We start from the raw sequence: 22,941 nt of genomic DNA on the forward strand, positions 1-22,941 counted from the left end.
GCGAACACCCAGGGCGGTACGCAGGGTGGCGGGAACGGGAACACCCAGGGCGGTACGCAGGGTGGCGGGAACGGGAACACCCAGGGCGGTACGCAGGGCGGTGGGAACGGGAACACCCAGGGCGGTACGCAGGGCGGTGGGAACGGGAACACCCAGGGCGGTACGCAGGGCGGTGGGAACGGGAACACCCAGGGCGGTACGCAGGGCGGCGGGAACGGGAACACCCAGGGCGGCACGCAGGGTGGCGGGAACGGCAACACCCAGGGCGGCACGCAGGGCTGATGGCTGAAGAAGGAGCCGGCACCCCGCAGAGGCAACCTCTGCGGGGTGCCGGCGTCGTTCAGGAGGCCGTCCCGGCCGCCCTGCGCACGCACCGGCGCCCGGGGCACCGCGCGCCGGTCACGGCTGCCACCACCGGCCCGGCGCCGGCCACCGGCCCGGCGCCGGCCACCGGCCCGGCGCCGGCCGCCGGGCCGTCCCCGTGCCCGGCAGATGACGAGCTGCCGCCGCTCGGGCCACCGAGCTGCCGCCGCTCGGGCGACCGAGCTGCCGCCGCTCGGGCCACATGGCTTGTCCTGCTGCCGGTGCACCGTCTGCGTGATCCGGGCGGGCGTGAACGGCGAGGTGCAGCCCGGGGACGTCGGGTAGGCCTTGGGCAGCTGAAGGCGTTCACCGATGCCCGGTGCACGCACGCGGTGCCCGGTGTGCTCGGTCCCGATCTGGGCGAGGCAGTGGTTCATCGCCCGCTGCAGGCGATCGGGGGTGTCTTTCCTCTGTGTTTCGACGGCGTCGAGGAGCCCGGGGAGGTCGAGGCCTTCGGGTTGTTGCGTCACGCGTTCGGCGGTCGGCGCCCAGCCGGCACTCGCGAGCACCGGATCCGGATCGGCCCGCCGGGCCAGGCGCAGCTTTTTGCGGTGCGGGTTCTTCTTCACCGCCTGGTTCACGCGCCAGTCGTGCACCTTGGGCGTGTGCGCCTTGCGCACCATGACGTCCCGCTCGTCCCGCTCGTTGCGCTGGAACGCCCGTGGGGAGGGGGCAGAGCAGGATCGCCGGCCGTCTCGCCGCGGTGTCGTCCGTCTGCCGGAGCCGGCCCGCCAGTTCCTGCTGCGTCTTCAGCCGCTGGGCGAGCGCACGCAGCCTGCCGGGGTTCACACCGTGATCGTCGCCGTGTTTCTCGTTGACCCCGCGTGTCCTGGGGTCCTGGGGTCCTCGGGCCCGGCCGGCCCGGCCGCCGGATCGGCGGCCGTCGTCCCGGCCGCGTCGTCGGCCGGGACGACGTCGTTCCGGCCGACGACGCGGCCGGGACGGCCTTGTGTCCCTCACGTGCCGGATGCACCCTGCGGCGGACGCCGGGCCCCCTGCCGGACGTTCGGCCCGGCGGCAGCCGCCGCCGGTGGGGCAACAGGCGGTGGGGCAACAGGCGGTGGGGCAGCGGGCGGTGGATGGCGTGGTGGTGGCCCGCCCGGTCCGCACCCTGCGGTGGACGCCGGGCCCCCTGCCGGACACGCGGCCCGGCGGCAGCCGCCGCCGGTGGGGCAGCGGGCGGCGGGGCAACAGGCGGTGGGGGAGTGGGTGGTGGATGGCGTGGTGGTGGCCCGTCCGGTCGCCGTCCTGGCAGGATGGCGGCATGGAACGTGTGCTGGGGATCGGCGGTTACTTCCTGCGCTCTGCTGACCCGGGGGCCCTGGGTGCGTGGTATCGCGATTGCCTGGGCCTGGACGCCGATGAGCAGGGCCTGTGGCGTCAGGAGGCCGGGGCGACGGTGTTCGCGGCGTTCGAGTCCGACACCGGCTACTTCGGTTCCCGCGCCCAGCAGAGCATGCTCAACTTCCGTGTCCGTGACCTGGATGCGATGCTTGCGCAGTTGCGCGCCCGGAAAGCGGACGTGGCCGAGGAAACGCAGGACATGGAGGGTGTCGGCCGGTTCGGCTGGGTCACCGATCCCGAGGGCAACCGCATCGAGCTGTGGCAGCCTGCCTGACCGTGCTGTCAGGCAGGGGGTGACGTGTGGGTGGCCGGCCGGTTGCCGGGGTGTCGGGCGTGGCCAGAGCGGGCCGCGCGGCCCGCTCTGGTCTGTGGGTGCCCGGTGAGGTGCCCGGTGGGGGCCGGCTGGGGGGTGTTGCGTCGGCTGGTTCAGAACAGGCACAGCGGGTTGACGGGAGAGCCTGTGCCGCCGGGCAGCGGCAGGGGGGCGATGACGATCAGGAACTCCCACGTTCCCAGTTCGCGGCAGATCTGGGAGAGCTGTTCCACCAGCGGCCAGTCCAGGAGGGTCAGTCCCATGGCCGCGAGGCCGATCTGGTGCAGCGGGAGCGGGAGGCGGGGGTGTGGTGAGGGCAGTGCCTCGATGCAGTCGCCGCCGTAGAGCGCGGCCTCGTGGTGATGCAGCCACGTCACGCAGCCCACGTCCAGTCCCGCCCGGTCGGCCAGTTTCTGCGGCCCTTCGACGGCTTCACGGGCCTGCAGGCCCACACGGACCAAGACCGCGTCCCCGCTCTCGACCCTGACGTCCTGGCGTGCCTGCGCCCTGTCGAGGTCGGCGGTGGTGACGACGTCACCGCGGGCGAGCCATTCCACCTCGCGTGCCTGCGCGATGTCCAGGAGAACTCCGCGGGTGAAGATTCCCCCGCGCTGGGCGTGGACGGAGCCGAAAGCCAGCCCCTGCGGTGTGAGGATCTCTTCGATGTCGCGGCCGTTGTAGCAGGCTCCTTCCCAGTGGATGTGGGCGACCGCGTCGATGTGGGTGGCCAGCCCGTGCACGTGCAGGCCGAGGTAGTCCAGCGCGGCGGTCGCCGGCCGGTGCGGGTCGTGGGTCATCAGGTGCAGCACCGGCTGCGGATTGACGGGGCTCTGCACCGTCGACAGGTCCCGGGCCAGGGACACCGATCTCCCGGTGCGGACCAAAGCGGCGGCGCGGCGGCGTTTGTCCTCGGTGATGTAGTTCAGCGTTCCGAGTTCGTCGTCCGCACCCCACCGGCCCCGGTTGGAGCATCGCTCGAAAAGCGCGGTGACCTCGTCCTCGTCCACCGGCATCATCCTTTGCCGCTCGCTTTGGTCTGTCCCGGGCACGCGCACGAGTACTGCGGCCCTCACGGACCAAGACCGGCACCGACCGTGCCGATCTCTTCAGCGTCGCGTCCGGCTCGGCGCTCCAAAGGCCCGCCCACATGGTGACCCGGGCCCTTACGCTGCCCGCGATGACACACCGTCGACGAGGGGCGCTGCGCAGACACGGCACCCCGCCTGGGGCCGGTGGCGCCCGCCGCGCGGCGCCGTCACCGGCCCTGGCGGGCATCGGCTCGGCGGGTGGAGCACAGGGGCCCGGGGCGTACGGCGGGGCTGCGAGGGCGCGCTCCGTTCGGTGTGGAAAGCGGCCGCAGGCACCCCGGATGCCGGCCTTGTGCGGTTCGTGTGCCGGCGCGTCATCACTGCTCTGTGCGCGCCGGTGTCTTCTTTTGCCGGTCAGTCCCAGCGCGGGTCTCCATGACCGGAGGCGGGCCATTTCCTGTTCCGGGCGGCTCGTTCGGCCCGCTCCGTGAGTACGGCCACCTTCTTTTCCGCCGAGGCCAGGACGAGATATTCCCCGACGAACTCTCCGCTGCGGTCGTAGACCTCGAACCGGTCGGCTATCTGCTGAATCGTAAAACCGTCTCGGCCGTGGGCGGGAGCGTAGTGAGCCGCCATGATTTCGATCCTTCTCGGGTAGCCGGTGGGCTTTATGGAGCCCGTCGATGGACTGCTCACAGTCTTGATGCGCTGTGGTGCCCGGGCGGTCAGCCGACCGGGGGAGCGTGTGGTGGGGCCCGCTGTAGGCGCATCGAGGGCGCCGAGAGGAGACCGGTTCGTCCACCGGGCACCCCCGCCCGGTCCGCCCGGGCCGCCCGGGCCGGGTGTCGGGGACCGGGCAAGGGGGGGCTCGCCGCCCGGCGCCGCCGCCGGCTGCTGCGAGATCTGCGCCGCGACCGTCCCCCTCTTGTTCCGGCCGGTGTGCGATGCCGCAGCAGGCCGCATTGCCCGGTGTGGGGGACCATCACGGTATGAAGACCCAGAGCCCGTCCTTGGCGGACGGGGACTGGATCCCGGTCGAGTACGCGGCGGACGGCGGCCGGTCCCCGGCGCCGCCGGAGCACGACGCGGCGCCCCCGGAGTCCGGCGAGCTGCCGCCGGAGTCCGGCGTGGTGCCCGTCGGTGTGGTGCCGGCCGGGTGCGGTGGGCCGGGCGCCGGCAATGCATGGCCCGGACGGGCCGCGGGACCGGCGGCCGCACGGGAACGTCGACCACCTGAGGCGGTGCTGATGAGCCGCTTGCAGCGAGAGTGACCCGGCACGTCCCGCGCCGGGGCATGGCCGGGCTGTTCGCCCCCGCACCGGACAGCCGGCCGGCTGTCATGGCCGGGCTGGGCAACGGGGTCGCGATCAGCGTGCCGCTGCTGGCCGGCATCGCCGCGGGCGATCCGCAGGCGGGAGCGCTGGCGGCGCTGGGCGCCTACGTGGCAGCGTTCACCAACAAGGGAGGCGCCCGCCGGCCGCGCACCCGGGGACTGCTGGTCGCCGCCGTGGCCGACGCCGCCGCGTTCTGGGCCGGTGCCTGGACGGCCACGGTGTTCGCCTGGGCCCTGGTCCTCCTCGCCGTCCTGGTCTTTCTCGCCGCGATGGGCGCCGCCATCCACCCGACGCTGGAGCGGCTCGGCACGATGCCGGCCACCGCGCTGCTGGTCGCCGCGGGCCAGGGCATCGGCACACAAGCCGGCCTACGGCACGCGGCCCTGCTGGTCCTGCTCGGGGGCCTGTGGTACGCCACCGCCACCGCCGTGCTGACCCCTCCCGCCCGGCTGCGGGACGTGCTCGGCTCCATCGCGCAGCCCTACCGTGTCATCGGCCGCACCCTGAGCATCCTCGCCGCCTTTCCGGCCGACATCGCCCACCCGCACACCGCACGCGCGCTGCGCAGGGCCGAGGACACCACCCGCGAACTGCGCGGCCCGCGAGGCGACGAGCACCTCGCCGACCTGAGCGACCCGCTCGTGCGCCACGCCGCCGCCCTCGCCGACCTCACCGCCGCCCTGGCCGCGACCGGCCCGCCACCCGCCGCCGTCACCACGCCCTACACCACGGCCACCACCCACGCCGGGCAGCAGCTGTGCCGGCTCGCCGACCGCCTCACCCGCCGCCGGCCCGCGAGCACCGACCACACGCCGGACACCTCCATGGCCCTGCTGGAGAGCGCCTGCGACCGGATGCGCGCCCAGACCGCGGCCGGCGCCCACACCTACGCCGACACGGCACGCGCCGCCCGGCAACGCCGCCTGCTGGCCCGCATCACCGCCACCACCGATGCCGCCCGCGCCGACGCCCGCGGCCTTGCCCGCCTCGCCGCGACCCGGCTGTCGCCGCCTGTCGCCCAGGCAGCCCACCTGGACCTGGCCCGCCTGCGCGCCGCCTGGACCCCCGCCTCCAGCACCTTCCGCCACGCCCTGCGCGCCACCACGGTCAGCGCCGCGGTCTTCACCCTCACCCAGACCACCGCGCTGCCGCACGGCGAGTGGGCGACGCTGGCCGTGCTGCGGGTGCTGCGCCCCCAGTACGCCGCCACCCGCGAACGCGTCGCCCAACGCGTCATCGGCAACCTCGTCGGCGGCACATGCGCAGCCCTGCTCATCGCCGCCGTCAACCAGCCGGCCGCGATCTGCCTCATCCTGTTCGCGATCATCACGGCGGGATTCACCCTGCGGCCGGTCAACTACGCCTTCTGGGTCGTCTTCGGCACCCCCGTCGTGCTGCTGCTCGGCGACGTGTCCCACCCCGGCGACTGGTCCGACGCCCTCATCCGCATCGCCATGACCCTGCTCGGCACGACCGCGGCCCTGCTCGGCAGCCGCCTGCTGTGGCCCAGTTGGGAACACCCCCACCTCGCCGCCCGGACCGCCCACGCCCGGCAGGCCACCGCCGCCTACCTGGACACCGTCCTCGACTCCCTCACCCGCCCCACCCCCCAGGGCGAGCTGCACCACGCCCGCACCGCGGCGGAAAAAGCCCTCACCCAGGCCCGCACCACCGCACACCATGCCCACCGCGAGCCCGGCCACGACCGGGCCGCCCTCGACCGGGCCGATACAACCGTCGGCGCCCTGACCGCCCTTGTCCCGCTGATCGCCGCCCTGACCACGCACCGCACCGCACACACCGCACGCATCCCCGCGCTCGCCCCCTACACCGGCCACGCAGCACCGGCACTCGCCTGCACGCAGGCCGACGAGATGGCCGCGCACACGGACGCCCTCGACGGCGCCCTCGACGCGATGACCCTCTACCTCGCCGAACTCCACACCCGACGCCACAGCGAACTGGCCGCCCAGCGCACCGGCGACACCCGCACCCGTGTCCTGATCCGCGAGGACGAACCCGTCATCGAACTCCTCGGCGCGATCGCCGCCGCCATCCACCGGGCCCGCACCGGCCCGCAGCCGGCCACCGAACCACGCAAAGAGCCCGGACCCTGACGAGAAGACCAGGCCACCCCCCGCCCGGGGCAGCCCGCCGCCACCGCACCACGCCGCGCACACCCGGCCACAGCACCTTCCCGCCGCCCGCACCACACCCGGCACCGGACCAGGCGGCTTCACACAACAGGCACGCGCCGCGCGACGGCCACGCGCCACGGCCACATGCCGCGCGGTCGGCGGCCGGCACGGGACCCGGCCACCGCCCACCGCCCACCGGCCGGCCACCGCCCACCGGCCGGCCACCGGCCACCGGCCACCGCCCACCGGCCGGCCGGTGGCCGGGCGGTGCTGTCCGCGGCGCGTCCACCGCCCCATCCCCCCATCGGCCCTGCTCGGCCGACCCGCCGGGTGCTTAGAAAGGATCCAGCACACCCGTCCACTCCAGGAACTGCCGGGTGCTTCAGCCGGACAGGAGGTTGAGATGTCCCGTTCTGTTCACGGAGATCTTGACTCGAACACCCCTCAGCGACCCGCCCGTCAGCGACCCGCCCGCAACCGGCGCGCCGTGGCTGCCGCTCTGGCGGCCGCGGTGGGAGGCTTCCTCTTCGGTTTCGACACCGCCGTCATCAACGGCGGGGTCGAGGCCATCCGGAGCCATTTCCACACCAGCGCGCTGGCCACCGGCCTGGCCGTGTCCGCCGCGCTGATCGGCTCCGCGATCGGAGCCATGCTCGCGGGCCGGCTGGCCGAGAGGATCGGACGGGTACGGTCCATGGTGATCGCCGCGGCTCTGTTCGTCGTGACCGCCCTGGGCACCGGATTCGCGCCGACGCTCACTGCCCTGTCGGCCTGGCGCGTCGCAGGCGGCGTCGCCATCGGCCTGGCGTCCGTGCTCGCCCCCGCCTACATCGCCGAGATATCCCCGGCCGCCGTGCGAGGACGGCTCGGCTCGCTCCAGCAGATGGCCATTGTCCTGGGCATCTTCGCGGCCATGCTGGGCGACTTCCTGTTCGCCTCGGCCGCGGGCGGCGCCGAGGCCTCCCTGGCAGGCCTTCAGGCCTGGCGCTGGATGCTGATGAGCGCAGCCCTGCCCGGCGCGCTCTACCTGCTGATGGTGGTGCGCATCCCCGAGTCGCCGCGCTACCTCGTCGCCCGGGGCCGCCTCGCCGAGGCAGCCGCTGTCCTGGAGCGGTTCGTCGGCCCCGCACAGGCTCCGCTGCGCCTGCAGGAGATCCGCCGCACGCTCGACACCAGGCCGGTGTCCTGGAGCAGCCTGCGGGGCCCCGCCCTGGGGCTGATGCCCATCGTCTGGGTGGGCATTCTCCTGTCGGTGTTCCAGCAGTTCGTCGGCATCAACGTGATCTTCTACTACTCGTCGACACTGTGGCAGGCGGTCGGGTTCTCCGCGGACGACGCCCTGCTGATCTCCGTCATCGGCGCGGCCATCAACATCGGCGCCACCGTCGTCGCCATCCGCACGGTGGACCGGTTCGGACGCAAGAAACTCCTGCTGGCCGGGTCGGCGCTCATGGCAGTGACCATGGCGGTGATGGCCACGGTCTTCTCGAGCGCCGCGCTGGTGGACGGCCGGCCGCATCTGAGCGGCGGCGCGGCGATGCTGGCACTGATCGCGGCGAACCTGTACGTCTTCGGGTTCGGCGTCTCCTGGGGCCCGGTGGTGTGGGTGCTGCTGGGCGAGATGTTCCCCAACCGCATCCGCGCCCTGGCCCTGGCCCTCGCGGCCGGCGCCCAGTGGGCCGCCAACTGGCTGATCACCGTGTCCTTCCCCACCCTCGCCGCCGTCGGACTCGGCGTCGCCTACGGGATCTACACGGCGTTCGCGCTCCTGTCGTTCCTCTTCGTGGCCAGGCACGTACGGGAGACCAAGAGCGTGGAGCTGGAGGACATGGAGCAGCTGTACGCCTCACCCCCGCTGCCCGGCAGCCCCGAGCAGACACCCGCCCGGCGGACGTGACAGGCACCGGCCCGCCCCCTGCGTCTTCGGGACGGCACGCAGCACCCCCCTCACACCGCGGGCCGGCTCACCCCGCAGCCCCACCCGCCCCGGCGCATGCGCGAAATGCCGCGAGCGGCCCAATACCCCCATCGAGCCGTCCGGCCGGTCACTGTGTGGGCTGTTGACCACGAGCTCACGACCACCGATGCCGAACGGACCCACAGGTAACCAGCCGTCATGCCACCTTGCGTGTGACCGTCGTGGACGCGGGACCGTTCACCATGCCCAAGGCCGCTCTCCTGCACGGCGCCCAGGGCACGATCACCGTGCCGTCGACGGTGGCCGTCATCGAACACGCCGTGCATGGGCTGATCCTGTTCGACACGGGCGTCAACCACCGCGTGGCCGACCCCGAAGCCGCCGAAGCGTACTGGGGCCCCGGCCTGCGAAGCGCCTACGGCGCCCAGGGGTTCACCCGGGAGCACGCCATCGACGCGCAGCTCCACCGCCTCGGACACCGCCCGGACGACGTCAGATACGTGATCTACTCCCACCTGCACCTCGACCACGCCGGCGGGATGAGCTACTTCCCGCACGCGGTACACGTCGTCCAGCACGATGAACTGCGTCATGCCTGGTGGCCCGACCGCTGGACCGCCCGCGGATACGCGTTCAACGACTACCGGCACTGCCGCGGCTACGACTTCCTCGAACTGGCCGGCGACAGCGACCTGTTCCTGGACGGCACGGTCACCGTGCTGCGCACCACCGGTCACACACCCGGCCACCAGGGCGTCCTGCTCAACCTGAGCAACCGCGGCCGGATCGGCCTCATGGGCGATGCCGCCCACCTGCAAGAGGGCCTCGAGCACGACGTGCCCATGCTCAGCGACTGGAACATCCAGAAGAAACTGCTGTCCTACGGACACCTGCGCGCCCTGGGCCGCATCGGCGTCCCCGTCTTCCTGTCCCACGACCCCCAGCACTTCGCCGCCCTGCCACGCGACGGCGACATCTGGGACTGACCCGCCGGCCGGCCACGGGCACACCGGCCAACCGGCCTGTCGGCCAACCGGCCTGTCGGCCAACCGGCCTGTCGGCCAACCGGCCTGTCGGCCTGCCGGCCCCAGGCCACAGCGGGGATGGGGCGGGGGCGGGGGGCGTGGGGGCCCGGCACCGCGGCCGGCGAGACCGCCGCAGGGCCGCCGCGGGGCCGCGCCACCCCCTCACCGATCGGCCGGAGCACGCCGGCCCGCCGGGTCCGTTCTTCACAGCCCCGCAAACGGGGAGGGGCGCCGCCGGCCGGCGGTGTCCGCCCGCCGCCGTCGCCGTCCGGCGCGACGGGGGTGTGTCCTTCGGCGGGGGCGGGAGCGTTCCTCCGGCAGACCCTCCGGGCGGACGACAGCCGGCCGCAGACCGGCGCGGGAGGCTGGAGCCGGACATGCGCCGCCTCACCGACCCGGACACGTCAGCCACACACACAAAAAAGGGGGGCGGGCTGAAAGGGCCCACGAAAAAGGAACCGGCGGGCCCGGCACGTCTGCCGGGCGCCACTGCACCTCGCCCGGGCAGCCGGCCCGGCCGGCCGCCGGCTACGCCCATCGGTCGGACCCTTGGTCCCGGCGTATCCGCCCCGAATCGCCATTCACCCAAGGAGCCGGCCGTGATGAGCACCGTCCTGGACCTGCCCGCCGACTCCAGCTACCGACGCCTGCTGACCTCCGCGCACGTCCTGCGCCTGCTGGCCGGCGCGACCCTGGGGCACCTTCCGGTGGCCATGGCCCCCCTGGCCCTGCTCATCGCCGTCCGCGCGGGCGGCGGCAGCGTCAGCCAGGCCGGCCTGCTGGCCGCCGCATACGGCGTCAGCGCCGCGGTGGGACAGCCCTGGTGGGGAGGCGTCCTGGACCGCCGCGGACAGACGGTGCCCCTGGTGGTCACGGGGCTGGGATCGACGGCCGCCTTCCTGGCCCTGGCCGCCGTGCCCATCGCACGGTATCCGGCCGCGGCGATGATCCTGACCGTGGCAGCCGGTCTGACCACCCCGCCCCTGGAAGCGGCCCTGCGCGTGCTGTGGCCCGAAGTGACCGGCTCCCCGGCGCAGCTGAGGGCGGCTCTGAGCCTGGATGCCTCGGCCCAGGAAGTCGTCTTCATCGTCGGCCCCCTGCTGGTCCTCGCCATCGGCACGGCAGCCGGCCCGCCCGCGATCCTGGCCGCCGTCGCCCTGCTCGCCGTGGCGGGCACCGTCGCCTTCGCCACCGCCCGCCCCGCGCGCCGCTGGCAGCCCGCTCCCTCGATCCGCACCGGCGTGCTGGCCCCCCTGCGCTGCTGCGGCCCCCGGACCCTGGCCGCCGCTCTGCTGTTCGCCGGAGCCGCCCTGGGCGCCCTCAACGTCGTCGCCCTGGCCTTCGCCGAGCACCACAGCGTCCCCGCCCTGACCACCCTCATGCCCACCGCGCTGGCCGCCGGCAGCCTCATCGGCGGACTCCTGTACGGCCGGCTCCGCTGGCCCGGCGCCCCTCCCGCACATCTGCGCGCCACCGCCCTCGGTCTGCTGATCGGCTTCCTGCCGCTGCTGCTCCGGCCGGGCCCGGCGGCCGCCATAGCCGTGGTGGTCCTGCCCGGACTCTTCCTCGCCCCCCTGCTGATCAGCGTCTTCTCCAGCCTCGACGACCTGGCGCCACGCGGCACCCTCGGCACAGCTGCGGCCTGGATGATCGCCTGCCTCGGGCTGGGCCAGGCCGCCGGCACCGCACTGGCCAGCCTCACCGCCGGCCCGCCGGCCCCGCTGGCCACCGCACTCACCGGCGCCGCCGCGGCCTGGATGACGCTGTTCTTGCGCCGTACATCCCTCACACCCCTGCAGCCCCGACACCCCCCAGGCGCGCGCGAGGCGGCACCGCAGACCACGGCCCCGGACGCAACCGCTGCCGGGCCGCACCACCGTCAGGAATGAGGCGACAGCAACGCCATGCCGCAGACCGGACCACCGCCGGCCCCCCGCCCGCCTGCCGTCACCCTCCTGCGGCACACGGTAACCACCCCCGGGCGCGGACCCACCGCGCCCCGCCACCGTGCGCAGACCCTCCACCCGGCACGGCCGGCGGGGACACACCGCCCGGCCCGGTCCGTCAGGTGCACCGGAGCACCGGTGCACAAAGGAACGGAAAGAAAGGGGGGATGGCTGCTGCGTGTCCCCGGCACCTCCCCGGCACCCGGGGGATTGGGAGAGACACCATGACCGCCCCGGCCACGGCGACAGCCCCCACGGCCCCGCGCCCGGCGGTGACGGACGACGCCCGCACCGGCGACATCCACGGCGCACCGGGCACCCTCCGGCTCGACGACCAGGCGAGCGCACACCGGCCACACGACCGGCCACACGACCGGCACACGGGCGCCGCACGGGCGCCGCGCACCTGTCTGCTGATCGCCGCGACCCTGGTCATCGTCAAGGTCGTGCACGTGGCGCCCGGGCCACCGGCCAGGGCGCCCGGCAGCCCTCACACCCCACCACAGGGCCGGTGGCGGCGCCATGACGGCCGGTCTAGCTTCAGATCATGGAATCCACGAGCAGCGAGCAGGCCGAGGAGACGGTCCGCCTCTCGGCCCGGCTCGTCGCCCTGGCCTGGGTGACCCAGTTCCTGGTGGGCACCGACCTGTTCGTGGTGGCACCGCTGCTTCCCGACATCGCCGCCTCACTCGACGTCGCCACCACCAGTACCGGCCTGCTGGTCACCGCCTTCTCCCTCGCCTACGTGGTGGCATCGCCCTTCGCCGGCTGGCTCTGCGACCGCAGGGACCGCGCCAGGGTCCTGGTGGGGGCACTGGTGCTGTTCTCCGCGGCCAACGTCGCAACCGCTCTGGCACCACACTTCGGCCTGCTGCTGGTGACCCGCGTGGTGGCCGGCGTCGCGGCCGCCGCCACCGGCCCCACCGTCTACACACTGGTCAGTACCCGCGCCCGGCCCAAGGCACGGGCCCAGGTCCTGGCCGTCGTGGGGTCGGGCCTTTTGACCGCGTTATGGGTGGGCGCCCCCGCCGGGGCGCTGCTGAGCCGGCAGGTGGGCTGGCAGGCCGCCTTCGTCATCCTCGCCGCGGGCACGTTCGTGCTGGCCTTCCCGCATGCCTTCGTCTGGCGCCGCGGGGCGGACACCGCGGGCACCGCCTCCTCGACGACACCGGTCAACGGCCCGCGCACCGGCACCGGCATCGCGGTGTCCGCCGTCGCCGTCACCACCTTGTGGGCCTTCTCCGTCTACAGCCTGTACACCTTCCTGGCCCTCGCGCTGCACTCCGACGGCCGGGCGGACACCGTGTCGTGGCTGCTCGTGGTCTACGGGGTCGGAGCGGTCATCGGCGGCCAGACGGGCGGCCGGTTCGCCGACCGGGCCGGTGCGCTACGGGTGACACGGACCGCCCTGCCGCTGATGGCCGTGCTGGAGGCCGCCGTGGCCCTGGTCTTTCCCCTCACCTGGGCCCTGGCCCCGACCCTGGGACTCTTCGCGCTGGCCGCCTACGCCTTCTTCCCCGCCCAGCAGCGCCACCTGGTCGACATGTTCCCCGAGCGGGCGAGCGGGATGCTGTCGTGGAACAACAGCGCGCTGTTCGTCGGCCTGTCCCTGGCCGGCGCCGTCGGCGGGCAGGTCGTGCACGCCCTGGGCTACCCGGCGCTGCTGTACATGGGCGCCGCCGTGGCCGTGCCGGCCTACCTGGCCGCCCGCGGACGCCCGCCCCGCCCACCGGGGCAGCACGCGCAGCCATGACCGGTCCGTCCCGCCCCGCCAGGACACCGGGCGGCGAAGGCCGGCAGGGACAAGACCGGTTGAAGCCGCGGCACCCGCGCGAGGCCGCGCGGCTGCGCCCGCGCGGCCCGCACGAGGCAGGCGCCGACGGCTAGACGCGCCGCCCGAGGAAATTCAGCAATCCGGTCTGGGCGTCCGCACCGGCTACAGAGGCGATTTTGGCGCCGAAAGCCCGCGGCGAGCGGATGTCTGCGTCCTCGGGCAGCAGCATCACCGTGGCCAGGGCCACGGCTTCGGCGTCCAAGGCCTCGTCCTGCCCCGTTGCCCGCGCCAGATCCCAGGTGTGAATCAGGGTGTCGGCGCACGCCATCCGCTTCACGAACTCCTCGAACGAGAGGGAACCGAACTCTTCCCCCAGCACCGCCCGTGCCCTCACCGGGTCGCACAGGGCGGCCCCGACCGCCGTGGACGCGGCGTTCCAGGCCCGGAGCAGGTCCTCGCCCCTGGCGGGCGCGGAAAAGCGTGTGCCCTCCAGCCCGGCAAGGGCTCGCCGATGATTCGAAATCACATGAGCTGCGACATCCCAGGCGCTCCAACCGGCGCACGGCGAGGGACGCTCCCACCTGTCCGGCGGACAGGCCCCGATCAGATCACCGAAGTGCGAGGCGATGCGCGCGTAGAGGTCCGTGACCGACGATCCCACTCGACCCCCTTTCCGCCCGCCATCGATGGGGTGCTGCCGGGCTTTCGCTGATCGACCGCGGACCGCGTCACCCTGTGCGGCCGCGCCGGAAAAAAATCATAGGCCGGGCAACGCGGTGGCAAACGGTGCGCCGTGCGGGGTCCGGGCAGAGGGGCGCCCAGGGGGAGCGGGCGCGGGACCCGACACGCCATGAGGGAAGCCGGGCACAGCGATGCCCCTTTGTTTGCCCCGGCACGCGTTGGGCCGCAAGAGAGCCGAACTTAACCTGGCGGCGGCACACCCCCGAGAAAGGAGCAATACGATGCAAGAAACCTTTTCATGGGACGAGCGGGACGACTCCTATTTGGCCGACTTCCTGAAATGCTGCAGGAACGGGGCATATTCTGCGACCGAGACCGGTTTCCTTCAGTTCGTTGCCGGCACGAGATTGAGTGAGTACCTGCAAGCCCGGCGTACCGACTCCGTCGAATGGCTGGAATCGGCAGCCGCACACAGCTGGATGAAGAGCCGCTACCTGGGTGATTCCCCGGGCTCTCCCAACTGGGACGACTGGCTCGGGCAGATCTACGAGAATCCCGACGACCACGGCGACCGGGGCGAGAGGGAGACCACACGGCCCATCGTCGAGATGCTGCGCAGCATGCTGCTGAACCAGGCCAGAACCACCGTCACGGTGTACGACAAGGGACAGCCGGCGATGAGCAGGAGCTGGCCCTTCGAAGGATTCCTGGCTGTCCTCGGCGAGAGCCCGGAACTGTGCGACGGCATCAGGAACAGCATCTCCAGAGCTTTTGCGCACGCTCGCGACCAGCAGGTGGAGGCGGTCACCGTGATGCTCGGGCACATACAGTGCACCATCTTGAACACCAGTGTGCGGCCCGGCAGCCGCCTCGTACTGCAGCTGACATGCCACACCCCCTTTGCGGGGTCGGCGAACGAACACGACGTCTACACCCGCGGGCTCCTGGACGAGCTGCGCCGGGCCGGGGTGCTGCAGCGGCCGTAAGACCGGGGACGCCCGCTCGGCCCGGCCGCCGGCCGTCACAGCAGGCCGGGAAGAATGGCACGGCAGGCCATGAACATGAGCACGGCCGCGACCGTCACCCTCCCGCCGGCGCCCAGGACGACGCCCGCGCACCGCAAGCCGCGACCGCCGGCGGCACGGCGATGCCGGCGCGCGAGAGCAGGGGCCGGCATCCCGACCGTCCGACGAGCCACCCAGCCGCAGCCGCCCCGCAGCCGCCCTGCAGCCGCAGCTGCGGCCGCCGTCGTTGACGGCGCCCACCGCCCGACGACGCCGTCCCGATCAACGACGCCGTCCCGTACCGCCGTGCCCGTGAAGCCCGCGGGACGGAGACGACGGGGGCAGCAGTACGTCACCGCCCCACCATCCGCGCACGCGTTCAGCAGGGCTCCACCGCACGCGACGCCGGCCGCCCGGCGCGTCGAAGTGCCGCGCGCGCAGAGGGCGCCGGAGCCCGGCTGGCCTGCGCCGCTGTTCACCCGATCCGGCCTGGTCCCGCGCGATGCGGCGGCCGGCACGGCGCGGGCCCACAGCACTTGCGGCACGCCGCCGACGGCCGGCACCGGGGGCGGAAGCCGCCTCGGGCGGCGAGGCCGGACCGGCCGCCGGGGCCACCGGCACGGCCACGGCCGACGCGAGCCGGGGCCTGCGGGCCAAGGATCCTTGTGGGTCCGCCGGTACCGGCTCGGCGCATCAGCCGAAGACAGCCGGTCCCGCCCCCCGGGCGGTGCGCGGAGTCCGGCCGGTCCCGCCCCCCCCGGGCGGTGCGCGGAGTCCGGCCGGTCCCGCCCCCCCCGGGCGGTGCGCGGAGTCCGGCCGGTCCCGCCCCCCCCGGGCGGTGCGCGGAGTCCGGCCGGTCCCGCCCCCCGGCGGTGCGCGGGCGTTGCCGGGCGGTGTCCCGTGCGGACCCCGTGTGCGCGGCGTCCCCGGTGGCCCCGGGCCCGCGGCCACCGCCGCGTACGTGCGCTTGCCGCCGGCGGCTCGGCGCTACGCGACGGCGTCCTTTTCAGGCCCGGCGGGCGAAATCCTCGCCGGCATTCCTCCGATGCGGTCCGGCTCTGTCCCCCGAACGGCCGACAACGGCCACCCCCCTTTCAGAGGCCCGAACGGATGCTCTCACGCACCGCCCGGGCCGCCGATGCTGAGACGGACAGCGGAACACAAGCCGCAAGGAACGAAGAGTCTCGATGTTCCCCGCGGCGGTATCACCCCCGATGATCGTCGGGTTTCACGACGGGAGTAATCAGCTCGTGTATGCATACGCGATGGCGCAGCCTGGTTCCCTTTATCTCGGAAAGTCTGCAGAGCCTTCGTGCGGAGCAGACGAAGTCCTGCTCCAGACGGAAGCGGTGTCCATCTGTTCGACGGACGTCTCCTATTACCGGGGACATCTTTCGTCCCCGCTCTGGCCGCTGACACCTGGACACGAATACGTGGGGCGGGTCGTCGAGATCGGGTCCCGCCTGAAGGGCAGGGTGCGGGTGGGCGACCGGATGTCCTACTGGGGGCAGACAGACTTCGGCGGGATGGCGGAGTACCGCGCCATCCGCCCGATCCTTCCGGGGCAGACCGAGGAGACGGGGTACTTCACCGCCCGCGGTTTCACGGACGCGGACCAGGCGGCCGCCATCGTCCTTCCCGGGCACCTGCCCTCGGAGCTGGCCACCGCCGTGGAGCCGCTCACCTCGGTGCTGCGGTCCCTGCTCCTCAATCCTCCCCGCCCCGGGGACCGGTGCGCCGTGCTGGGAAGCGGACCCAGCGCCATTCTCGCCCTGCAGGTTCTGCACAAGGCCATGGGCGCCGACGTGATGGTCCTCGACCGGAATGCGGACCGTCTGCGCATCGCCGCCCGTCACGGCGCCGGCCAGGTGTTCGACCCGGTCGGTCAGGCAGAAGAGCTCATGGAGATGGCCGCCCGCGGGCACGGCGATGTCGTGGACTACGTCTTCGACGCCCTTCCCCACATCGAGTCGCCCGGCACCGGGCCGGACGTGCGGGAGATGGCGATGGGCCTGCTGCGGCCGGCCGGCACCTATGTGATCTACGGTGCCAGCGCCATACCCCAGCGGATCAGCACGTGGGCCATCCTCGCCAAGGGCCTGACGCTGCGCGCTGCCCCCTTCGACGTCGACGCGCTTCCGATGGCCCGCTCGGCCCGCATCCTGGAGATCGCGCTCCGGTACATGGCCAGTGGACTCATCGACGCGTCCCCGCTGTTCAGCGAGATCGTCGAGCTCCAGGACGAAGAGGCCGTCATCGACACCTTCGAGCGCTACGGTGCGGTCCATTCGATGAAGACGTGCATGCTCGCCGGCAGCAGCACCGGCCGGGCACAGATCGTCCGCGCCCGCTCCGCCGACCGCTTCGAGGCCGCGTCCCTCGAGAAGTTCTCGACCACCAGCAGGTGCCAGGCGGCAACTCCGGCATGAGCGCCTGAAATTTCCGTGCGGGCGAACGGCGAACGGCCAAACGCCGGCTCCATCACCCAGGGCATGAGGGACGGAAATGGACGAGCCTGAAATATTTTTGATCGTACGGCGCTTTACCGTGGGCGGCCTGGAACGGGTCGTGCTCCTGCTGGCCAATGAGATGGCGGCGCGTGGGCGCCGGGTACGGGTCGTCGTGCTGGAACCCGCCGGCCTGAGCGCGATGGTCACCGAGCTGCACCAGGGTGTTTGGCTCCATGTGCTGGCCGGCAGCCGGGCCACGAGACTGGCGAAGCTGCGGCGCCTGACCCGCGGGGGAATCATCCATCTGCACCTCGCCGAGGGCCGTGTGCACCCGGCCGTGCGCTGGGCCCTGCGCGGAAATCCCGCGGTGTTCGTCACCTACCACAGCGACTACAGCCCGGTGCGCAGCCCCTGGAAGAACCTCCTGGACCGCGTGATCACCAGTCGCAGCCGGGGAGTGATCGCGGTGTCGGAGGCGGTCCGTGACTTCTGCGTCGACCAGGTCCGCCTGCCCTCCCACGCGGTCACGGTCATCGAGAACGCTGTCCCCGAGCCCGTCATCGGCCGGGTCCGCATCGAGCGCACCGACGCCCTGACGCTGGTGGCGCTGGCAACGGTCAACCCCCACAAGAACTACCAGGGCCTCATCGAAGGCTTCGCCATCGCCCGGCGCCGCGGCCACAACGTGCGGCTGCGCATCATCGGAGACGGCCCCGCCCTGGCGGACGCCTTCGGTACGGCCCAGCGCCTGTCGGTGAGTTCGGACATCGATTGGTACGGCGCCCTGTGGCAGGCCTCGGTGGTCGACGCCCTGCTGGGCACCAGTGACGTCTTCGTCTCCGCCAGCCTCAACGAAGGCCTGCCGATGTCCGTGCTCGAAGGCCTGCAGCACGGCCTGCCGATGATCCTCTCCGACATCCCCCCGCACCGTGAAGCCGCAGGCGAGGCCGCACTGTACTTCGCCTGCCAGGCACCGGAGCAGTTTGCCGACCGGGTGGGCGAACTGACGGAGCAGCACTCGCGCCGGCGCCGTGCGGGCACCGCTCGCTCGCGGGCCTCGATGTTCGCACCCGCCACCTTCGTCGACCGTCACCTGGCCCTGTACGGGGCCTGTGCGTCCAACCCGGGTCAGGAGCCGTCATGAGAGTGCTGGTCACCGGCGGCGCCGGCTACGTGGGCAGTGTCGGCACTGCGCGTCTGCTGGAGGCCGGACACCGCGTCGTCGTCCTCGACGACTGCTCCACCGGCCATGCGGACGCCGTTCCGGAACAGGCCGATCTGGTCATCGGCTCGCTGCGGTCGGCAGCCGCCGAGGTACTGGCGAAGCACTCCTTCGACGCGGTCCTGCACTTCGCGGCCAAGTCCGTCACGGGGGAGTCGGTGGAAAAGCCCGGACACTACGGCGGATCGTCTTCTCCTCGACCGCGGCCACCTACGGCAACCCCGACCGCACGCCGATCGTGGAGTCGGACCCGACCCGCCCGGTCAGTCCCTACGGTGCCACCAAACTGGCCATCGACACCGCGCTCGCCTCCTGTGCGGACCTTCACGGGTTCGGCGGTGTCAGCCTTCGCTACTTCAATGTGGCCGGCGCCTACCGGGGCCGGGGCGAGCGGCACTCACCCGAGACCCACCTCATCGCCAACATCCTCGCCGTCCCCCTCGGCAGGGCCGACAGCGTACCCGTGTACGGCAGCAATTACCCGACCCCTGACGGCACCTGTGTGCGTGACTACATCCACGTCGTCGACCTCGCCGACGCCCATGTGCTCGCCCTGAAGGCGTGCGAGGAAGGCACCCACCAGATCTTCAACCTGGGCCGGGGCAACGGGCATTCGGTGCTCGACGTCATCGCGGCCTGCCGCGAGGTCACCGGGCATCCGATTCCCCTCACGGTGCACGACCGCCGCCCGGGAGACCCCGCGGTCCTGGTGGCCTGTGCGGACAAGGCCCGCCGCCGGTTGGGCTGGGAACCGAAGAACGACCTGACTGCCATGGTCGCCGCCGCCTGGCAGTTCGCACAGCAAGCCGGCTGACACCCGCCCGGACCTCCCCCCTCCACAGAAACGGAACGACATGTCCACCCATCTGCAGCTGCGCAACAGCGCCGCCGACGCCGCGCTCGCCACGCCGACGCAGAACCGGCGAAGGGGCACCACCGCGGGCTTCTCCTACGACTTCACCTGCCCCTCGCCGGCCACCTATCCCTTCCAGTGGGCCTGGGACAGCTGCTTCCACGCGATAGCCCTCGCCCACATCGACCCGCCCCGAGCCCGCGCCGAAATCGAATCCCTGCTGCACGGCATCGACGACGGATTCCTGCCGCACATGCTGCTGCGCCAGGAAGAACTGCGCCCCCAGGCCACCGCAGAATTCCGGATAGCACTGTGGCAGGGCTGGAAGTCCGTCACCCTGGCCCCTCCCGTGCTCGCCCGGGCCATCGAGCGCGTCTTCGACATCTGCCCCGACGAACAGTGGCTCGCCCGCGTTGTGCCCGCGGCCTGCCGCTTCTACGACTGGCTGCACGCCACCCGCCGCACCGCCTGCGGCCTGCTGGCCATCTACCAGCCCGACGAGTCCGGGCTGGACATGAGCCCGAAGTACGACGCCGCCCTGGGCGTACGCACCGGCCTGGACCCGCAGGTCTCGCGCAGCTGGCACGCCCGGATGAGGGAACTGCTCGACGCCTACAGCACCGACCGCCGGCCCACCGCCGCGCTGGGCGAACTGCGCCGCTTCCACTGGGCCGACGTGCTGTTCAACACCATCTACGCCGACGGACTGATCCGCCTGGGCCGCCTGGTCACCGCACGCGAAGACCTGGCCCACAACAACCCGGGACGCTTCGCGCAGCGCGCACAGCAGATCTCGGCCGCACTGCTGCGCGAATGCTGGAACCAGGAGGGGGGCGGCGTCTTCGACGACATCGACCTCGTGACCAAACGCCGGGAGCGGACCGTCACGATCAGCTCCCTGTTCCCCCTCATCCTGGAGTCCACCCCCGACAGCGCCGCGCGGCGCCTCATCGACGAACACCTCACGAATCCGGACGAGTTCTGGCTCCCGTACCCGGTGCCCAGCGTCGCGGCCGGCGAGCCCTCCTTCGACGCGACCTTCGCCACCGAGGGCATCTTCCGGGGCTCCAGCTGGATCAACCTGAACTGGTACCTCTACTGGGGTCTGCGCGAGCGAGGCGAACACGGCAGCGCCGCCGTCCTGGCACAGCGCACGATCGCCGCCGTCGCCGCCTCCGGCACCCGGGAGTGCTACGGACCCTACGACGCGGCCGGGCACGGAGCCCGGTCCTTCGGCTCGAGCACCCTCGTCCTGGACCTGATCGCCGCCGAGCCGGGCGCGGCCGTCCCCGCCACCCACACGCCCGAACCCAGCCCGCTGCCCATGCCCGTGCCGGCCGGGGAGCGCACATGACCAACTGGGGATTCATCGGAGCCGGGTCGATCGCCCGCAGCAGTCTGGCCCCCGCAGTACATCGCACACGCGGCTCGGTACTGCACACCGTCGCCGCCCGGGACGCCACCCGGGCCGCCGCCCTCGAACCGCACCGGGTCAGCACGTCCTACGAGCAGGTCATCGAGGACCCCGACATCGACATCGTCTACATCTGCCTGCACAACAGCGCACACCACCAGTGGGTCCTGCACGCCCTGGACGCCGGCAAGCACGTTCTGTGCGAGAAGCCGCTGGGCCTGTCCGCACACCAGAGCCTCGACATGGCCCGTGCCGCGATGCGCAGCCAACGACTCCTGGTCGAGGCGGCCTGGAACCGCTGGCACCCGCTGACCCGCGACCTGGAACGGCTGCTCACGCACGACCGGATCGGCACCGTGCACAGCGCCGGCGCCCACTTCGACTGGACCCCTCCGGGCAAGGACAACTACCGGCGCTCCCAAGCCCTGGGCGGCGGAGCACTCCTCGACCTCGGCTGCTACACCGCCGGCGCCGTCCTCGGCGCCTTCGCCTGGCAGCGGCCGCACGCCGTCCTCGCCGACGCCCCCCGCACCACCCCCAAGGAGGCCGACCTGCACACCGAGGCCGAGCTGCACTTCCCCACCGGCCGAGCACACCTCAGCGTCGGGTTCACCGGCGCCATGACCCAACGCCTCGACGTCCGGGGAAGCGCAGGACGATTCCGTGTGGACAGCGACGCGTTCACCCCCGGAGCCCGACCCGCACGAGCGCGCATCAGCGGACCCCAGGGATCCGAAGAACTCACCTACCCGGCCATCGACGCCTATCAACTCATGGTCGCAGACGTCGCCAAGGCAGCGAGGGGCGAGCCCGCCTACACCGTGCCGCTCGACCAGTCCATCGCCGTGGCCAGCACGCTGGACCGCATCCGGCTCACCACCACCCGCCGCGCCGCCGGCCGGCCGTCAAAGGAGACACCATGACCAACGCATTCCACACCGTCGTCGTCCCGGCAGCGGCATGGGCACCCGCATGCTTCCCGTCACCAAGTCCGTCCCCAAGGAACTCCTGCCGATCCTGGACACCCCGGCCATCGAACTGGCCGCCGCCGAAGCCGCCCACGCCGGCGCCAAACGGATGATCATCGTGTCCGCTCCGGGCAAAGACATGATCGCCCGTCACTTCCAGCCCAACCTCACCCTCGAACGCCGGCTCTTCGACAAGGGCAAGGGGGCACAGGTGGCCGCCATGCGGCGCACCGAAGACCTCCTGCAGATCGAGATCGCCACCCAGAGCGAACCGCTCGGCCTGGGCAACGCCGTCGCCTGCGCCGAAGAACACCTCACCAGCCAGGACGAAGCCGTCGCCGTACTGCTGCCCGACGACCTGATCCTGCCCAACGACATCCTCAGCCGCATGGCCGCCGTCCGGGAGCACCACGGGGGCACCGTGCTGTGCGCCTTCGACGCACCCCGGCACGCCCTGTCCGCCTACGGAGTCTTCGACCTGGCCGACACCGCCGATCCGCACGTCAAACGGGTGCGGGACATGGTGGGAAAGCCCGCCCCCCAGGACGCTCCGTCCACCTTCGCCTGCGCCGGCCGCTACCTGCTGGACCGCGCGGTCTTCGAACCCCTCAAGCACATCCCGCCCGGCGCCCGCGGCGAGATCGACCTCACCGACGCGATCGTCGAACTCATCCGGCAGGGACACCCCGTGCACGTGCTCGTCCACAACGGCAAGCGCCACGACATCGGCACCGCCACCGGAATGCTCTACGCCGCGATCGACTTCGCCCTCGAGGACCCCACCAACGGCCCCCGCCTCCACAACTGGCTGCAGTCCCGCCTCCTCGTCGGTGACACCGCCGACCGCACGGAAGAACTCATAGGATCGACATCGGACTCCTCGCCGGCATCCTCGTCACCGGCTGCTGGCTGCCTCAGCTCTACAAGTCCTGGCGCACCCGCTCGACCAGGGACTTCTCCTGGGGCTACCTCGCCTTCTTCAGCACCGGCATCGGCCTGTGGCTGCTCTACGGCATCCTGATCGGCGACCTCGCCCTCATCGTCAGCAACGGCATGACCATCACCCTCACCCTGGGCGTCATCGGCCTCAAGCTGTGGCTGGAGACCATCGGGGGGAGCAGGAACACCGGCCCAGGCGCAACCGTGTCCCCGGCCGCCGGCCCCGT

The 22,941-nt window shown here is 72.5% G+C and carries 18 protein-coding genes and 2 pseudogenes; 15 read left to right on the plus strand and 5 right to left on the minus strand.

Going from position 1 to position 22,941, the window contains the following annotated elements; translation table 11 throughout:
• Positions 1–575: 575 nt before the first annotated feature.
• A pseudogene (locus tag ACIRU3_RS38650) lies at positions 576–1,323 on the minus strand (DNA alkylation repair protein); the annotation flags it as partial.
• 304 nt (positions 1,324–1,627) lie between these two features.
• Here ACIRU3_RS38650 and ACIRU3_RS38655 point away from each other — a divergent pair.
• A complete protein-coding gene (locus tag ACIRU3_RS38655; protein ID WP_404066957.1) occupies positions 1,628–1,981 on the plus strand; it encodes a VOC family protein in 354 nt (117 codons plus the stop codon).
• Positions 1,982–2,133: 152 nt separating this feature from the next.
• Here ACIRU3_RS38655 and ACIRU3_RS38660 read toward each other — a convergent pair whose 3' ends face one another.
• Complete coding sequence (locus ACIRU3_RS38660) at positions 2,134–3,027, minus strand: cyclase family protein (protein WP_404066960.1); 894 nt, start codon at positions 3,025–3,027, stop codon at positions 2,134–2,136.
• Between the two features lie 435 nt (positions 3,028–3,462).
• The gene (locus ACIRU3_RS38665) at positions 3,463–3,684 is read right to left on the minus strand and encodes a hypothetical protein (RefSeq protein ID WP_404066963.1); all 222 of its coding nucleotides are present in this window, start codon (positions 3,682–3,684) and stop codon (positions 3,463–3,465) included.
• A 353-nt stretch (positions 3,685–4,037) separates the two neighbouring features.
• Here ACIRU3_RS38665 and ACIRU3_RS38670 point away from each other — a divergent pair, with 353 nt between their 5' ends.
• The 6 genes from ACIRU3_RS38670 (at position 4,038) to ACIRU3_RS38695 (ending at position 13,162) form a co-directional block, all read left to right on the plus strand.
• Positions 4,038–4,319: a hypothetical protein gene (locus ACIRU3_RS38670; RefSeq protein WP_404066966.1), complete on the plus strand. Its 282-nt coding sequence runs from the start codon at positions 4,038–4,040 to the stop codon at positions 4,317–4,319.
• Entirely contained in the window at positions 4,316–6,499 is a 2,184-nt protein-coding gene (locus tag ACIRU3_RS38675; protein WP_404066969.1) for an FUSC family protein, read from the plus strand. The genes ACIRU3_RS38670 and ACIRU3_RS38675 overlap by 4 nt, the downstream gene beginning before the upstream one ends.
• 508 nt (positions 6,500–7,007) lie before the next feature.
• Positions 7,008–8,417, plus strand: a complete 1,410-nt coding sequence (locus ACIRU3_RS38680; protein WP_404066972.1) for a sugar porter family MFS transporter — start codon at positions 7,008–7,010, stop codon at positions 8,415–8,417.
• A 233-nt stretch (positions 8,418–8,650) separates the two neighbouring features.
• Positions 8,651–9,424, plus strand: coding sequence for an N-acyl homoserine lactonase family protein (locus ACIRU3_RS38685; RefSeq protein WP_404067078.1), 774 nt, complete (start codon positions 8,651–8,653; stop codon positions 9,422–9,424).
• Positions 9,425–10,065: 641 nt separating this feature from the next.
• Positions 10,066–11,352 carry an MFS transporter gene (locus ACIRU3_RS38690; RefSeq protein ID WP_404066974.1) on the plus strand — a complete coding sequence of 429 codons (1,287 nt, stop codon included), beginning with the start codon at positions 10,066–10,068 and terminating at the stop codon, positions 11,350–11,352.
• A gap of 604 nt (positions 11,353–11,956) precedes the next feature.
• On the plus strand, positions 11,957–13,162 hold the full coding sequence (locus ACIRU3_RS38695) for an MFS transporter (RefSeq protein WP_404066977.1): 1,206 nt from the start codon (positions 11,957–11,959) through the stop codon (positions 13,160–13,162).
• Positions 13,163–13,292: 130 nt separating this feature from the next.
• Here the strand turns inward: ACIRU3_RS38695 and ACIRU3_RS38700 are convergent, their stop codons facing one another.
• A complete protein-coding gene (locus ACIRU3_RS38700; RefSeq protein WP_404066979.1) occupies positions 13,293–13,844 on the minus strand; it encodes a TIGR03086 family metal-binding protein in 552 nt (183 codons plus the stop codon).
• A 427-nt stretch (positions 13,845–14,271) separates the two neighbouring features.
• Between ACIRU3_RS38700 and ACIRU3_RS38705 the strand changes: the two genes are divergently transcribed.
• From ACIRU3_RS38705 to ACIRU3_RS38715, 3 genes are all read left to right on the plus strand, one after another.
• Entirely contained in the window at positions 14,272–14,850 is a 579-nt protein-coding gene (locus tag ACIRU3_RS38705) for a hypothetical protein (RefSeq protein ID WP_404066981.1), read from the plus strand.
• Between the two features lie 1,283 nt (positions 14,851–16,133).
• Complete coding sequence (locus tag ACIRU3_RS38710) at positions 16,134–17,297, plus strand: zinc-binding dehydrogenase (protein WP_404066983.1); 1,164 nt, start codon at positions 16,134–16,136, stop codon at positions 17,295–17,297.
• A 76-nt stretch (positions 17,298–17,373) separates the two neighbouring features.
• A complete protein-coding gene (locus ACIRU3_RS38715; RefSeq protein ID WP_404066986.1) occupies positions 17,374–18,462 on the plus strand; it encodes a glycosyltransferase family 4 protein in 1,089 nt (362 codons plus the stop codon).
• On the opposite strand, the gene ACIRU3_RS38720 is transcribed toward ACIRU3_RS38715, so the two are convergent.
• Positions 18,447–18,569: a hypothetical protein gene (locus tag ACIRU3_RS38720; RefSeq protein WP_404067094.1), complete on the minus strand. Its 123-nt coding sequence runs from the start codon at positions 18,567–18,569 to the stop codon at positions 18,447–18,449. The two genes, ACIRU3_RS38715 and ACIRU3_RS38720, sit on opposite strands and share 16 nt — an antisense overlap.
• Between ACIRU3_RS38720 and ACIRU3_RS38725 the strand changes: the two are divergent.
• From ACIRU3_RS38725 to ACIRU3_RS38745, 5 genes and pseudogenes are all read left to right on the plus strand, one after another.
• Positions 18,519–19,354, plus strand: a pseudogene (locus ACIRU3_RS38725) (NAD-dependent epimerase/dehydratase family protein). The gene ACIRU3_RS38720 and the pseudogene ACIRU3_RS38725 sit on opposite strands and share 51 nt — an antisense overlap.
• Positions 19,355–19,394: 40 nt before the next feature.
• Positions 19,395–20,747, plus strand: coding sequence for an MGH1-like glycoside hydrolase domain-containing protein (locus ACIRU3_RS38730; RefSeq protein ID WP_404066988.1), 1,353 nt, complete (start codon positions 19,395–19,397; stop codon positions 20,745–20,747).
• Positions 20,744–21,730: a Gfo/Idh/MocA family protein gene (locus ACIRU3_RS38735; RefSeq protein WP_404066991.1), complete on the plus strand. Its 987-nt coding sequence runs from the start codon at positions 20,744–20,746 to the stop codon at positions 21,728–21,730. Before ACIRU3_RS38730 ends, ACIRU3_RS38735 begins: the two co-directional genes overlap by 4 nt.
• 37 nt (positions 21,731–21,767) lie before the next feature.
• Positions 21,768–22,796, plus strand: coding sequence for a UTP--glucose-1-phosphate uridylyltransferase (locus tag ACIRU3_RS38740; protein WP_404066994.1), 1,029 nt, complete (start codon positions 21,768–21,770; stop codon positions 22,794–22,796).
• A partial coding sequence (locus ACIRU3_RS38745; protein WP_404067081.1) for a SemiSWEET family sugar transporter occupies positions 22,685–22,941 on the plus strand: 257 nt, incomplete at its 3' end. The genes ACIRU3_RS38740 and ACIRU3_RS38745, both read left to right, overlap by 112 nt.

This window comes from Streptomyces sp. NPDC101151, assembly GCF_044768335.1.
In the GTDB taxonomy this organism is placed as follows: Bacteria; Actinomycetota; Actinomycetes; order Streptomycetales; family Streptomycetaceae; genus Streptomyces.

Coding starts and splice junctions, on each gene's coding strand:
- ACIRU3_RS38735 (WP_404066991.1), top strand. CDS start 20,744: ATGACCAACTGGGGATTCATCGGAGCCGGGTCGATCGCCCGCAGCAGT.
- ACIRU3_RS38720 (WP_404067094.1), bottom strand. CDS start 18,569: ATGGCCGGTGGAGCAGTCGTCGAGGACGACGACGCGGTGTCCGGCCTC.
- ACIRU3_RS38710 (WP_404066983.1), top strand. CDS start 16,134: ATGGCGCAGCCTGGTTCCCTTTATCTCGGAAAGTCTGCAGAGCCTTCG.
- ACIRU3_RS38730 (WP_404066988.1), top strand. CDS start 19,395: ATGTCCACCCATCTGCAGCTGCGCAACAGCGCCGCCGACGCCGCGCTC.
- ACIRU3_RS38670 (WP_404066966.1), top strand. CDS start 4,038: ATGAAGACCCAGAGCCCGTCCTTGGCGGACGGGGACTGGATCCCGGTC.
- ACIRU3_RS38655 (WP_404066957.1), top strand. CDS start 1,628: ATGGAACGTGTGCTGGGGATCGGCGGTTACTTCCTGCGCTCTGCTGAC.
- ACIRU3_RS38695 (WP_404066977.1), top strand. CDS start 11,957: ATGGAATCCACGAGCAGCGAGCAGGCCGAGGAGACGGTCCGCCTCTCG.
- ACIRU3_RS38690 (WP_404066974.1), top strand. CDS start 10,066: ATGAGCACCGTCCTGGACCTGCCCGCCGACTCCAGCTACCGACGCCTG.
- ACIRU3_RS38740 (WP_404066994.1), top strand. CDS start 21,768: ATGGGCACCCGCATGCTTCCCGTCACCAAGTCCGTCCCCAAGGAACTC.
- ACIRU3_RS38715 (WP_404066986.1), top strand. CDS start 17,374: ATGGACGAGCCTGAAATATTTTTGATCGTACGGCGCTTTACCGTGGGC.
- ACIRU3_RS38665 (WP_404066963.1), bottom strand. CDS start 3,684: ATGGCGGCTCACTACGCTCCCGCCCACGGCCGAGACGGTTTTACGATT.